General features: G+C 71.5%; 10 protein-coding genes and 2 pseudogenes. 6 read left to right on the top strand and 6 right to left on the bottom strand.

Annotated features, from left to right (window positions below):
* The first annotated feature begins 6 nt into the window (after nt 1–6).
* From AB0L75_RS11595 to AB0L75_RS11580, 4 genes are all read left to right on the top strand, one after another.
* A complete protein-coding gene (locus AB0L75_RS11595; protein ID WP_365178818.1) occupies nt 7–1170 on the top strand; it encodes an exonuclease SbcCD subunit D in 1164 nt (387 codons plus the stop codon).
* A complete protein-coding gene (locus tag AB0L75_RS11590) occupies nt 1167–4157 on the top strand; it encodes an SMC family ATPase (RefSeq protein WP_365178815.1) in 2991 nt (996 codons plus the stop codon). The genes AB0L75_RS11595 and AB0L75_RS11590 overlap by 4 nt, the downstream gene beginning before the upstream one ends.
* Nucleotides 4158–4175: 18 nt before the next feature.
* Nucleotides 4176–4511 (top strand): hypothetical protein, encoded by a 336-nt coding sequence (locus tag AB0L75_RS11585; RefSeq protein ID WP_365178813.1) that lies wholly within the window; start codon nt 4176–4178, stop codon nt 4509–4511.
* 288 nt (nt 4512–4799) lie between these two features.
* Nucleotides 4800–5480, top strand: a complete 681-nt coding sequence (locus AB0L75_RS11580) for a DUF998 domain-containing protein (protein ID WP_365178810.1) — start codon at nt 4800–4802, stop codon at nt 5478–5480.
* Between the two features lie 329 nt (nt 5481–5809).
* On the opposite strand, the gene AB0L75_RS11575 is transcribed toward AB0L75_RS11580, so the two are convergent.
* From AB0L75_RS11575 to AB0L75_RS11550, 6 genes and pseudogenes are all read right to left on the bottom strand, one after another.
* A complete protein-coding gene (locus tag AB0L75_RS11575) occupies nt 5810–6748 on the bottom strand; it encodes a YcxB family protein (RefSeq protein WP_365178807.1) in 939 nt (312 codons plus the stop codon).
* Nucleotides 6749–7111: 363 nt separating this feature from the next.
* Nucleotides 7112–7285, bottom strand: a pseudogene (locus tag AB0L75_RS11570) (ISL3 family transposase); the annotation flags it as partial.
* Between the two features lie 526 nt (nt 7286–7811).
* Nucleotides 7812–8609: a maleylpyruvate isomerase N-terminal domain-containing protein gene (locus tag AB0L75_RS11565; protein WP_365178804.1), complete on the bottom strand. Its 798-nt coding sequence runs from the start codon at nt 8607–8609 to the stop codon at nt 7812–7814.
* 227 nt (nt 8610–8836) lie between these two features.
* Nucleotides 8837–9082 carry a LysM domain-containing protein gene (locus tag AB0L75_RS11560; RefSeq protein WP_365178801.1) on the bottom strand — a complete coding sequence of 82 codons (246 nt, stop codon included), beginning with the start codon at nt 9080–9082 and terminating at the stop codon, nt 8837–8839.
* 88 nt (nt 9083–9170) lie between these two features.
* Nucleotides 9171–9647: pseudogene (locus tag AB0L75_RS11555) on the bottom strand (N-acetylmuramoyl-L-alanine amidase); the annotation flags it as partial.
* A gap of 208 nt (nt 9648–9855) precedes the next feature.
* Nucleotides 9856–10494 (bottom strand): helicase associated domain-containing protein, encoded by a 639-nt coding sequence (locus AB0L75_RS11550; protein WP_365178799.1) that lies wholly within the window; start codon nt 10492–10494, stop codon nt 9856–9858.
* 178 nt (nt 10495–10672) lie between these two features.
* On the opposite strand from AB0L75_RS11550, the gene AB0L75_RS11545 reads away from it, so the two are divergent.
* Complete coding sequence (locus AB0L75_RS11545; RefSeq protein WP_365178796.1) at nt 10673–12898, top strand: sialidase family protein; 2226 nt, start codon at nt 10673–10675, stop codon at nt 12896–12898.
* An 82-nt stretch (nt 12899–12980) separates the two neighbouring features.
* Nucleotides 12981–13322 (top strand): Lsr2 family protein, encoded by a 342-nt coding sequence (locus AB0L75_RS11540; RefSeq protein ID WP_365178793.1) that lies wholly within the window; start codon nt 12981–12983, stop codon nt 13320–13322.
* The last annotated feature ends 81 nt before the right edge of the window (nt 13323–13403 follow it).

The following is a 13403-nucleotide window of genomic DNA, read 5'->3' as shown; positions in this document are numbered from 1 at the left end:
GGGATCATGAGACTCCTGCACACGTCTGACTGGCATCTCGGCCGGGCCTTCCACCGGGTGAACCTGCTCGGGGCCCAGGCCGAGTTCATCGGTCACCTCGTCACCACCGCGCGCGAGCGCGAGGTGGACGCGGTGGTCGTGTCGGGCGATGTGTACGACCGCGCGGTGCCTCCGCTCGCCGCGGTCGAGCTGTTCGACGAGGCCCTGCACCGTCTCGCCGGCCTCGGCGTGCCCACGGTGATGATCTCCGGCAACCACGACTCGGCCCGCCGCCTCGGCGTCGGCGCGGGCCTCATCGACCGCTCCGGCATCCACCTGCGCACCGAGCCGTCCGCCGCAGGCACCCCGGTCCTGCTGACCGACGCCCACGGCGACGTCGCCTTCTACGGCCTGCCGTATCTCGAACCGGCCCTGGTGAAGGACGAGTTCGCGGTCGACAAGGCCGGTCACGAGGCCGTGCTCGGCGCCGCCATGGACCGCGTCCGCGCCGACCTCGCCTCCCGTGCGCCCGGCACCCGCTCGGTCGTCCTCGCCCACGCCTTCGTCACCGGCGGCCAGGCCAGCGACAGCGAGCGGGACATCACCGTCGGCGGGGTCGCCGCCGTACCCGCCGGAGTCTTCGACGGCGTCGATTATGTGGCCCTCGGCCATCTGCATGGCTGCCAGACCATCACCGAGCGCGTCCGCTACTCCGGCTCCCCGCTCGCCTACTCATTCTCCGAGACCGACCACCGCAAGAGCATGTGGCTGATCGACCTCGGTGCCGACGGCTCCGTCGTCGCCGAGCGCGTCGACTGCCCGGTGCCCCGCCCGCTGGCCCGTATCAAGGGCACGCTGGACGACCTCCTCGCCGATCCGCACCTCGCCCGGCACGAGGACGCCTGGGTCGAGGCCACGCTCACCGACCCGGTCCGCCCCGCCGACCCCATGGCCCGGCTCACCGAGCGCTTCCCGCACACCCTCAGCCTCGCCTTCGCCCCCGAGCGTGCCCCGGGCGACCCCTCGGTGTCGTACGCCCGGCGCCTCGCGGGCCGCAGCGACCAGCAGATCGCCCAGGACTTCGTCGCCCACGTACGCGGAGCCGGGCCCGACGAGCGCGAGCTGGCCGTCCTGCGCGAGGCGTTCGACGCCGTCCGCGCCGACGACGCCGTACGGGAGGTGGCCCGATGAGGCTGCACCGGCTCGACATCACCGCCTTCGGGCCCTTCGGCGGCTCCCGGAGCGTCGACTTCGACGCCCTCGCCGCCGCCGGCCTCTTCCTGCTGCACGGCCCCACCGGCGCCGGCAAGACCTCCGTCCTGGACGCCGTCTGCTACGCCCTGTACGGCGCCGTCCCCGGCGCCCGGCAGAGCGGCCAGGGCATGCACCTGCGCAGCGACCACGCCGAGCCGCGCACCCGCACCGAGGTCCGCCTCGACCTCACCGTCGCCGGACGCCGGCTGGAGATCACCCGGCAGCCGCCCTGGGAGCGGCGCAAACTGCGCGGCAAGGGCACGACCGTCGACAAGGCCCAGACCTGGCTGCGCGAGTACGACAGCGCGGCCGGCGTCTGGAAGGACCGCAGCCGCTCCCACCAGGAGATCGGCGAGGAGATCACCCAGCTGCTCGGCATGAGCCGCGAGCAGTTCTGCCAGGTCGTGCTGCTGCCCCAGGGCGACTTCGCCCGCTTCCTGCGCGCCGACGCCGAGGCCCGCGGCCGACTGCTGGGCCGCCTCTTCGACACCCAGCGGTTCGCCGACGCCGAAAAGCGCCTGGCCGAACGCCGCCGCGCCACGGAGGCACGGGTGCGTGACGGCGACGCGGCGCTGCTCGCCGACGCTCACCGCATGCAGCAGGAGGCCGGCGACGCCATGGAGCTGCCCGAGCTGGCCCCCGGCGATCCCGGCCTCGCCGACACCGTCCTCGGCGCCGCCGCCGTCGCCCGCGCCACCGCCCGCGAACGCCTCACCGTCGCCCACTGCCGCCTCGCCGCCGCCGAGTCCGCCCACGCCACGAACCGGCGCACCCTGGACGACGTACGCGAACTCGCCCGGCTGCAGACCCGGTTCACCGAGGCCCGGCAGCGCGCCGAGCGGCTCCAGGAGCGGGCCGGCGCCCACCGCGAGGCCCAGCAGCGCATGGAGCGGGCCCGCAAGGCGGAGACCGTCGCGCCCGCGCTGGAGCTACGGCAGGCCGCCGAGGAGGAGCACCACAGGGCGGCCCGGGCCGAGGCACACGCGCGTGGCATGCTCCCCGACTCCTGTGCCGACGCGGGCGCGGGCGGACTCGCCGCCGCCGCCCGCCGGGCCGCGGAGGAGCTGGGCGGCCTGGACGCGGCCCGGCGCGCCGAGCAGCGGCTCGCCCAGCTGGCCGAGGAGCGCTCCGGACTCGACCGCCAGGAGCGCGCCGACGAGGACGTGCTGCGCGAGGCCGAGACCTGGCTCGCCGCATGGGACGCCACGCGCGCGGCGCTGCAGTCCCGCGTCGACTCCGCCCAGGAGGCCGCCACCCGCGCCGAACAGCTCGCCGTCCAGCGGGACCCGATGCGCGGGCGGCTCACCGCGGCCCGCACCCGGGACGCGCTGGCCGCGGACCTCGAGGACGCGCGGCGCCGAGCGCTCGCCGCCGGGCAGCAGGCCCTCGACGCCCGCGCCCACTGGCTCGACCTCAAGGAACAGCGCCTGACCGGCATCGCCGCCGAACTGGCCGCCCACCTCACCGACGGCGAGCCGTGTGCCGTCTGCGGAGCCACCGCACACCCCGCACCGGCCCGCAAGATCGCCGGACACGTCGACCGCGAGACCGAGGACCGCGCCCTCGCCGCCCACCAGCACGCCGAGGAGCGGCACACCGAGGCCGAGCGGCGGCTCGGCGTCGTCCGCGAGGCCCTGGCCGCCGCCACCGCCGAGGCCGGCGACCTGCCCACCACCCAACTCGAAGAGGCTGCTGCCGAGTTGGAGCAGGAGTACGCCCGCGCCCGCCGTGCCGCCTCCGCCCTGCACGCCGTCCACGAAGAGCTGCGGCGCGCCGAGCGCGAGCGCGAACAGCGCCTCACCGACCGCCAGCAGGCCGCCGTACGGGCCGCCTCACGGCTCACCCGGCGCGAGACCCTGGAGCATGAACAGGCCCAGCTGGACGCGGAGTTGACCAAGGCGCGCGGCGGCTCGGGCAGCGTGGCCGCGCGCGCCGCGCAACTGGAGCGGCAGGTGGCGCTGCTCACCGACGCCGCCGACGCCGCGCGCACCGCCGAGGACGCGGCCCAGCGGCTGAAGGACGCCGACGCCCGCCTCGCCGACGCCGCCTACCGCGCCGGCTTCGACACCCCGCAGGCCGCGACCGCCGCCCTCCTGGACGCCGCGGCCCACCGCGAGCTGCAGCACCGCCTGGACGCCTGGCAGACGGAGGAGTCCGCCGTCCGCGCGATGCTCGCCGAGGCCGACACCGCGGCCGCCGCCCAGCAGCCGGCCGCCGATCCGGTCACGGCTGAGCGCGCGGCGGCCGCGGCCGAACACCGGCTGCGCGAGGCCACGTCCGCCCGGGACGCGGCCGCCCGCTGCTGCGCCGAGCTGGACCGCCTCTCCGCGCGCGCCACCGAGGCCGTACGACGCCTCGCCCCGCTCCGCGAGGAGTACGACCGGGTCGCCCGCCTCGCCGCCCTCACCGCGGGCACCTCCGCCGACAACGAGCGCAAGATGCGCCTGGAGTCGTATGTGCTCGCGGCCCGCCTGGAGCAGGTCGCCGCCGCCGCGACCGCCCGGCTGCAGCGCATGTCCTCGGGCCGCTACACCCTCGTCCACTCCGACGACCGCACCGGACGCGGCCGCAGCGGCCTCGGGCTGCACGTGGTCGACGCCTGGACCGGACGCGAGCGCGACACCGCCACCCTCTCCGGCGGCGAGACCTTCTTCGCCTCGCTCGCCCTCGCCCTCGGCCTCGCGGACGTCGTCACCGACGAAGCCGGCGGCGTCGCCCTCGACACCCTCTTCATCGACGAGGGCTTCGGCAGCCTCGACGACCAGACCCTCGACGAGGTCCTCGACGTCCTCGACTCCCTGCGCGAACGCGACCGCACCGTCGGCATCGTCAGCCACGTCCCCGACCTGCGCCGCCGCATCCACGCCCAGCTGGAGGTGGTGAAGGGTAGAGGGGGGTCTACGCTGCGGCAGCGGGGGGTCTGACGGTTCGCGGACCGGACGTTGGAAGACCTGTTGGACCTGACGAAGGTGAAGGCCATAGCGGTCTCCACGGCCGTTGGCGCTGCGATCGGCGGGCTGTGGCTGATGCATCCCGCCGTCGGCGCCTGCGCGGCCGTCGCCGCGGTGGCGGGACACTTCGCCATCAAAACACTCTTACAGCAGCGGCACGGAAGACCCGACCCCTTCGACGGGCCGGCCGAACTCACTCACCGCGCCCGCCTGGAAGTAGATGATCTCGCCCACTGCGATCCGTGCTACCAGGAAGCCGCCGGGTACCTTGAACTTGCCGAAGAGGCCCTGAGCCGCGCGGCGACTCCACTACTGCCAGCGGCCTGATACTGCCTTGCCCAGACCCTGGCCCGCGCCATCACCGCTGGGGGCCTCGCCTTGCTCATGCGCGGGTCTCGCGGGCGTGCTGGGCTGTGCGCTGGTCGGCCTCATGAAGGAGGCGGCAGTTTTGATGAGACTCTTCGAATTTGGCTCTGTCCGCAGTTTCGTGAAGCCCTGAGCCGTGGCTGAACGTGGGGTCTGCCCTACCTCGCGCCGGGGGTTTGTCGGAGTGCCTGAGGTCGGCCGTGCATGATCTTCTGTTGGCACGTGAACCGTGCTGGAGAAGGTGGATAGTTGAAGACTCAGATCGGATACGTCGCGTGGGTTGCAGGTGTGGCGCAGTTCTTTGTCGCCCACGTGATCGTCGAGTCGGCCTGGGCCAGCCCATACAGTTGGGCAGGGAACAACATCAGCGACTTGGGTAACGCTCACTGCGCCATGCAGTCGGAACCCGAACTCCGCTATATCTGCTCGCCCGAACACGGCCTGATGAACGCCTCGTTCATCACGTTGGGAACGCTCCTCGTCGTCGGTGTCTTCTTGACCGGCGCTGTGTGGCGCGGAGGCGCGACCGCGCTCGTGGCCCGGTGGCTGCTGGCCTGCGGCGGCATGGGATTCGTGTTGGCCGGGCTAGCGCCTGCGGACGTCCACGAGAACCTGCATGTCCTGGGTGCGCTGCTCATCATGGCCATGGGCAACATCGGGCTGGTGCTGGCGGGCGTCGGCCTGGCAGACGATGTGCCGGGTCCGCTGCGCTGGGCGACCAGCCTGCTAGGAGTAATAGCGATCGCGGCCTTCGGGCTCTTCCTCTCCCACCGCTATCTCGGACTCGGGATGGGTGGCATGGAGCGGGTCGCGGCATTTCCCCTCTTGGTATGGGCATTGGCAGCCGGAGTCCGCGGCTTGTTCCACCAGGCGACTCACATGCAGGATGCGCCGCCGAGAAGGCATGGGGCGCAGGCCTCTCGTAGCTGATGCTGCTTCCTGCGGCCGGCTCGTTCGCGGTCTGGTGAGGTCATGATTGAGTGAGGGTTCCGGCCCGAAGGAGCGCGAAGGTGGCCCTGCCGTACGTGGCGGCAGAAGACACCGTGCCGAAACGACCCCACGTTCCCTGCGCTGACCTGGGGATTCACGGAACTGCGAACAGAGCCCTGAAAACGACCAGGGGTGCTCTTCGCCTCACTCGGTCCGGCTCTCAACGGACTGAGGAGGTTCAGTGAGCGGCGCGCGCAACAGACTGCGCGGCTTCTGCGGCCCGCCGCCGAGAGATGATCTCCGGGCCGGCTTGGAAACCGTGGCCCCGCTCAGAAGTCGTAGCAGACGTAGGAGCCCTCGGGCCCGCGGGCGATCCGCTCCGAGCCCCAGCAGTGGAGCATCGGCCCAACGCGGTACAGGGCGGCGCCACCGGCCAGCAGGACAAGGACGGCGAGCACGGCGGTCACGATCCGCATGGCCGTCATCCGCCGTACGAGCCACCAAGCCCCTGCGACCGCAAGCGCCCCCAGCCCCAGCATGACGGCCGATATCGGGGCGGTGTTGTTCTCGATTCCGGAAAAGCGGTCCGGGTGCGCGACGTGTTGGACGGCGGCGAAGGCGAAGAGAAACAGCAGCAGCCCCAGCAGCAACAGTCCTACAGAGCCAACCCCGCGGCCGACGGCCCGGCCCCGGTTCCGTGGGACTCCGGGCGCCTCGCCGTCGTCCGCGCGCACGAGCCGCCGGTCGAGGACCGCCCGGAGCCGGTCCACCTCCTCCGGGTCCGCCACGGCCCGCTTGGGCAGGACGGCGAAGCCGACGGCGGACTTGTCGGCGCTGAGAAGCACGAACAGCTCCGGCGTCTCGGCATAGCGCGAGTAGAGGTGCCAGTCGTGGCTGGCCGAGCTGTGCGCGGTGGTGAGCCGGACCCCGGTGTTGTCGACCGTCCCGCAAATGTCCCCCTGCCGTTCGGCGAGCCGGTGGAGGCGGCGCGCCTGCAACCACGGCACCGCAGTCATGAAGACGCCGAAGACCACCACCCCCGCATACAGCGGCCACGGTGTGTCCCGGTGGCCGGAGCCGGCCAACGACAGCAGGGCGCCGACGGTCGTGACCGCCACCGTCCAGACAAGCGCCCCGCGCTGAAAGCGTCCCGCGCCGGTGCTCCTCGCGCGTGCCCGCAGCGCGGACGCCAATTCGCCGACGGTCGGCCGGTAGGTCAGCTCCACCGGTCTCTCGGCGACCGCGTCCGTTTCCCGGCCCTCGGCCATGTTCCCTCCCCGGTTCGGTGATCAACCGGATCGTAGAGGCTTTCCCCGCCGCTCCGGCGACCTGGCGGTGGCCGGCGTCCGCGGTCGCAAAGTCCTGACCGCTACTTCGCGGCTGGTGCCTGCGGTAGGACCCCGGAGCCGCCAAGGGCGCCTACGGCGTCACTCACGCGATGCGCTGCGCGCACCCTGGACTGGCCACCACGGCTCTGATGCTGGCTGCCTATCGGGCGGGCCCCCCTTGCGGTGCCCGTCCGCAGGTCAGCGCGGGTCAGCCTGGGGAACCAAGCCGAGCAACTCCGAGGAGACCCCGAGCACCGGGTGGGGAAGTTCAACGTTCTGTCAGCGATCTCGTGCATGCCGAGGTCAGGGTCGTGCCAGGATGCGGGCTCGCAAGAGCGCGAAGGACCCGCGACCGTACATGCTTCTCTTGAGGAGCTTGACTCTGCAGACATGCCCTTCGACCACGCCCGAGCTGTAGGCCAGGGTCAGTCCGGCGGTGACGGCGTCGAGGTCCTGACGGAGGAAGCTGGCGAAGGACCTAGACATCCCCCATGACCAGGGCATTCCCGCCTACGCAGCCGCCTGACCTCGGCCTTCACGAGATCGCTGACAGAACCTCGAATTTCCCCACCCGCCGCTCAGGTGCTGGCCAGACATGCTCACTTGGATTCCCCACGCTGGAACAGGCGGTGGGTACACCGATGGCGAGAGCGGAGGTCGCCGCTGAGCGGGTTGGGGAAGAGAGCAGCTACCTATGGCCTACCTGACAAATGATCATCTGGAGGGTTCGTGGGACCAGGAGCGCGGCCAGGGGTCGGCCTCGACGCAGAACCGCCGGCTCGCTGGATACGGAGAGCGAGCCGGTCGGCGGTTGCCCGGCTATCGACGTGCTCGTCTCTGATCGCGCGGAGGTCGTGAGTTTGAGCTCTGACCAGGTAGACGGTCGGCTTGGTTGACGCCCCGAGGCCGCCTCGCGGGTTTGAGCCCGGTGCCGCGACTGACGAACCTGGCGAAGAGTCGTGTCCTACCGGATCGAGGCGCGACCAACGGCCCCCGCTACGTCCTACTCCTCCGGCTCCCAGGCGCGGAGCAGGTCGAGCAGCCCTGCGTCTCCGTCAACGTGCAAGGAGTCGGCCGGGATACGGTCGTACAAGTAGAGGACCAACTCACTGGCCGTGCCATGGATGGAGGCGCCGGCTGCGTCCGAGTCCTCGCCGGTCGCGGCCATGGGCGCGGGGATGCGGGTGGAGCGTGCGCCCTCGCCGTCGACCGTGAGGCGCCAGGAGGGGCCCTCGGCGGCGTGGAAGTCGAAGGCCGTGGGCTCGTGCGGCCATGCGCTGGGCGTCGCGACGCAGGTGAACAGGAACTCCTCGACACCGTCGAGGGCGACCTCGGCCGGCAGCGGCTGCGGGGCGCCCGCGGCGAGCTGGGCGTCGTAGGTGTGCACCGCGGTCTCCTGGGCCCGGTGCCGGGCGACTCCGCCGGAGGTCCGCGGCGTCTGCAGGGCACTCCACCACGCCCAGCAGCCGGCGTCCGGTCCTGCCTCGCGCAGGGCGCTCAGCAGAAGCTGCGTCGACGCGGCCAGCCAGGCCAGCAGGGCCTCACGCTCCCGCGGCACTTCCAGAGCGGCGCGCGCAGCGGTGGCCTCGGCCGGGGGAGCGTCGGCAGGCCCCGCGCCGACGATGGCGGCCCAGAAACGGTCTCCCCCACCCAGGTGCTTCACCAGATCGAACAGCGTCCACTCGGGGCAGCTCGGCACCTGTGCGTCGAGACTGGGCGCGGCGGCGACCGCGGCGCGGAAGGCGGTCGACCGTTCATCGATCAGTCGCAGCAGGTCAGGGAACTCAAGACTCTTTTCCACGCCGGATGTCTATCACCGTGCTCCGGTGATCGGACAGCGATTTTCACAGTCGCCGCCGGTTGGCCATTGCGGACGTCGTCCTCGCCTCCCACCGCTCGGGTGACAAGCTGCGCACTTCTGCGAGGATGCTGGTGGTCGCGGTACGCCCGGCGTCGTGCCTGTGGGTGCTCTGGCCTCGCCGCGCGGCCGGGCACCTCGGCGACGTGACGTCCACCCGGTGCGTGCGGTCATGCTGCCGTTCGAACCTTCAGCACCTGCTGAAGGCCCTTCGCAGACGGTGACGATCGGCCCGGAGCAAGGCCGTTCGGAAAGGGAGGCGGCGTGTACGCTCCACCGGTCGTCTTCGCCAGGATGGTGAGTTTCTGTCCCGGCTTGATGACGAGCGGAGCGGTGATCTTGTTGGCCTGGGCGATGAGCTCCCATCTGATGCCCGGCTTTGTGCCGATGCCAGCCAGCGAGTCGCCGCTCTCCACGACATAGGTCGAGGTGTCGGCTGCTGATCCGTCGCTCGAACTACCTGCGGACGGCTTGGACTTCAGCCGGGCGGTGACCTGGTCAACTGTGCACCCGGCACAGCGCCGCCGCCGTACGCTCAATTGCGTCGAGCTGCGCCTTGGGCCACGGGTCTCGGCCGTCGCCGAGGTTTGCGCACTCGAAGCCGTAGAAGTGCGTGTTGCCATCCGTATCGGCTTCGTTCGCCTTCGGCAGCGCGCGCTCCGCGACGACGACACGCAGCACGTCTCCGTCACCACGGCCGGCGTGATTGGCGCGGCCGTACCCGACCAAGTGCACCGTGCCGTCCTTGGCGATCACACCGTGGCACAGTGGCCCCGGCAGACCTTCGTAGCCGCGCTCGCAGATGCCAACCGTGGTGGCCGTGCCAGTGGTTACGGTGTGGTGGGTGATCACCCCGTTCACCGGGCCCCAAGGCCCCTTGTGATTCCTGTTGTGGGTTCTCCAGCCCGGCCGATCCACCACACGCACGCCATCGGCGCGCAGCGCGGCCACGAAACGGTCGGCACTGATAGGTGTCGCCACGTTCGGCGCCCACACTTCTCCCCGCGCCCGAACTGGAACTCAACTGCCCCCAACACCCCGCTATGGGGCCGCGCCTCGCGACGCGAGCCACAGCTGCAGCGCCATCAACAGCAGCGGCGACACGAATGAACTGAGCACCAGCCGCCGCGTCGCCGCGGCCTGCACTTGGTCCTCACGACGCTGCTGCTCGGCACGCTCCGTCGCCTGATCATGCTCGCCGCGCAGCCCAGCCGGCCTCGATCTGGCCGATCCGCTGATCGACCGCACGCTGATCAGCCCGGTACACGTCCTCGGTGACCACCTGGTCCAGGCGAGCGGCAAGCTGGGCGAGGTCACCGCGCAGCTGCGACACAGCGCGGTGCAGCTCCCACAGCGTGGGCTCGGCACTCGGCGGCACGGACACCTGCGAACACTCCCGGTGGCCCCGTGCCCTGCCGTGATCGTACGGGGGTGAGAGGGGGACGCGCTCACGGTCGATGTCCCCGAGCCGGGATTGATTGCTGGATTGCGAATGTGCCACCCCGCAGCGGAGGCCGAAGACCATCCGGTCGGGGAAGGGCAGTTCGCCGCGGCAGGCGGCGAGGCGGGCTTGGGCGTAGGTGTTGTGTCGGGTGCTGCCCCATTCTGATGCCGTCCACCAGGGGTAGATCTCGTTCAGTGCGCGCTGGTAGCGGAAGGGCAGGGTGCGCCGGCGTGCTTCGCTGCGGCGCTGGGCCGGCCGGCGGCCCAGGCGGATGCCGCCGTGGGCCTCGTCGTCACGGGGGACGAGGTGTCCGTGGCGGGCTGCGTAGTCGCGGGCGATCTGCAGGCGGTATTCGATGCTGCGGGGCGGATGAACGGGCGGCACCTGCCCGAGCGGCCCGCCGCGCGGATCACCGGCGCATTCACACCGTGTTCTGTCACCAACTACTGGTGCAGATGCGGCAGTTGATGAACACTCTCCCCCTGTTACGTGCGATACGCGCCATCGGAACGCTCTTCCACTCGTCGCGGGCCGGCGATCCCGGCCGCGTAAGGAGCCGTCCATGCGTAAAGGGAGATCCAGCGGGCTACGTACGGCAGCGATCGCGGTGCTCGCGGTCGCCGGGCTGCTGGCGCCGGGAGGTCATACCGCCTCGGCCAGGGGCCTGGAGGACGACGACGGGGGCGGCCCCGCCGCTCCCGCCGAGTACAGCTATCTGCAGAAGACGGTTCCCGGGCAGCCGCTGCCCCGGCACGCCTACGACACCGCGGCCGCACAGGCCGCCGCACTGCCCCAGGCCCCCGGCTCCTGGCAGCCGATCGGCCCCACGAACATCGGCGGCCGGGTCGTCTCGCTCGCCCTCGATCCCCGCCACGCCGACACGGTGTACGCGGCGGCCGCCAGCGGCGGGGTGTGGCGCTCGGCCGACGCCGGGCGGACGTTCACCTCGGCGTGGCCGGAGCGCGGCACCCAGGCGATGGGTGCACTCGCCACCGCCGCGGACGGCACGCTCTACGCCGGGACCGGCGAGCCCAACCCCGGCGGCGGCAGCATCACCTACGAGGGCACCGGGATCTACCGCTCCACCGACCAGGGCCGCAGCTGGCGGGCGGTCGGGCTGCGGGACTCGGGAGCGGTCGGCGCACTCGACGTGGACCCCCGCAGGCCGAGCCGGGTCCTCGCGGCGGCCACCGGGTCCCTCTACAACGCGGGCGGCGACCGGGGCGTCTATCTTTCCGAGAACGCCGGGGGTTCCTGGCGGCGGGTGCTCGACGTGCCCAACGGCTTCACCGGAGCCGTCGACGTCCAGCGCGACCCGGCAAACCCCGACCGGGTGTACGCCGTGCTCTGGGACCACCGCCGCGAGCCGGACAAACGCACCTACGGCGGCACGGGCTCCGGCGTCTACCGCTCCGACGACGCAGGCGCCCACTGGCACCGCCTCGGCGGCGGACTTCCCACCGCCGACTCGGGCCGCATCGGACTGGGCATCGCACGCTCCGAACCGGGCCGCCTGTACGCCCTGGTCGGTACCACCGGCGGAACGTTCGGCGGCTTCCTCACCTCGGCCGACGGCGGCGACAGCTGGTCGAGGCTGCCCGACGACGCGGCGCTCGCCGGCTCGCAGTCCAGCTACTCCTGGTGGTTCGGCAAGGTGTGGGTCGACCCGGCCGACGCCCGGCACGTGCACGCGGCCGGGGTGGCCCTGATGACCACCAAGGACGGCGGGGCGACCTGGACCGCCGAGGAGAACGCCGTCCACTCCGACCAGCACGCCATGGTCTGGGACCCGCACACGCCCGGCCGCGTCTACCTCGGCAACGACGGCGGCGTCTACCGCTCCGACGCACGCGGCGACGGAGGCTGGACCAAGGCGACGTACGAGCCGTGGACCCAGCTCTACACGGTGGCGGCGAGTCCGCAGGACACCACCCGGATCTCCGGCGGCGCACAGGACAACGGCTCGCTGCGCTCCTGGGGCGGCGACCGGTTCAACGAGTACCTGGGCGGCGACGGGCTGCAGAACCTGATCGATCCCACCGACAAGAACCGGGTGTACGCCTGCTCCCAGTACGGCAACTGCTCCCGCTCCACCGACGGCGGCGCCACGCTCACCGAGTACACCGACTCCACCACGGCCGACCGCCGCAACTGGCTCACCCCCGTGCAGTTCGACCCGGTGAACCCGAACGTCCTGTACTACGGCGGCAACCGGCTCAACCGGTCGACCGACGGCGGCGCCACCTGGCAGCCGATCAGCCCCGACCTCACCGGCGGTCCGGGCCACGACTCCTACTCCTACGGCACCATCACGACGGTCGCGGCCGCGCGGGACGGGCACACCGTCTGGGCGGGCACCGACGACGGCCGGGTGTGGGTGACCCGTGACCTCGGCGCCCACTGGACCCAGGTCCTGTCCGGACAGCCGTGGGTGACCCGTATCGCCGTGGACGCGGACGATCCGGCGACCGCGTACGTATCGCTGTCCGGGTACCGGTCGGGCTCGCCGCAGCCGCATCTGCTGCGGACCGGGGACGCGGGCGCGAGCTGGAGCGATCTGTCCGGAAACCTTCCGCAGGCGCCGGTGAACGATGTGGTGCCGCTCGACCGGAACACGCTCTGTGTGGCCACCGACCAGGGCGTGTTCGTCAACGGCCGGGGCGGCTGGCACCGGCTCGGCAGCGGCCTTCCCTTGGTGCCGGTGTCGGACATCGCATACGACCCCGGCCATCACCACCTGATCGCGGCCACCTTCGGCCGGGGTTTCTACAGTCTCCTTATAAGCTGAGGAAGCGGGATTGACCCCGTCCAGGTTCCTGCTGGAATCGAACGTGCAAGGGCGTTGCCGGAATGGGCTTATAGTCGTCGTTATGGCCCAGAAGGTAATCACGACATATGTGGATGATCTGACCGGCGAAGCGTCGTCGCATATCTCCACGCACAGCATTCTCGTCGACGGAGCTGGGGTCGAGATCGACCTCACGGACGACAACTACGAGAAGCTTCTCGAACTCCTCAACCCGTACCTTCATGCCGAGGGCGCCCGCAGGGTCCGCGGAGCTGCAAGGGCCAAGGGGAAGCCGAAGGCCGCCTCAGGCGGCAAGGACGACTCGTCGGCTATCCGGGCCTGGGCGCGGGACAACGGCTTCGACGTAAGTGACCGCGGCCGAGTACCGGCCTCCGTTCGCGAGGCGTACGAGAAGGCCAAGTAGCAGGCTGTCAGTGCCCCTCGCCGCCGGGTGGGGGGCACTGTTGCCTCATATCGGGTGCCACGCCAATGCTGAAGTCGCTTG

Source organism: Streptomyces sp. NPDC052101 (assembly GCF_040680235.1).
Lineage (GTDB): Bacteria > Actinomycetota > Actinomycetes > Streptomycetales > Streptomycetaceae > Streptomyces.
Note: the sequence above shows the minus strand (reverse complement) of the source record. Positions and strands in the feature narration are given on the sequence as shown.

Coding starts and splice junctions, on each gene's coding strand:
- AB0L75_RS11575 (WP_365178807.1), bottom strand. CDS start 6,748: ATGGCCGAGGGCCGGGAAACGGACGCGGTCGCCGAGAGACCGGTGGAG.
- AB0L75_RS11590 (WP_365178815.1), top strand. CDS start 1,167: ATGAGGCTGCACCGGCTCGACATCACCGCCTTCGGGCCCTTCGGCGGC.
- AB0L75_RS11545 (WP_365178796.1), top strand. CDS start 10,673: ATGCGTAAAGGGAGATCCAGCGGGCTACGTACGGCAGCGATCGCGGTG.
- AB0L75_RS11595 (WP_365178818.1), top strand. CDS start 7: ATGAGACTCCTGCACACGTCTGACTGGCATCTCGGCCGGGCCTTCCAC.
- AB0L75_RS11540 (WP_365178793.1), top strand. CDS start 12,981: ATGGCCCAGAAGGTAATCACGACATATGTGGATGATCTGACCGGCGAA.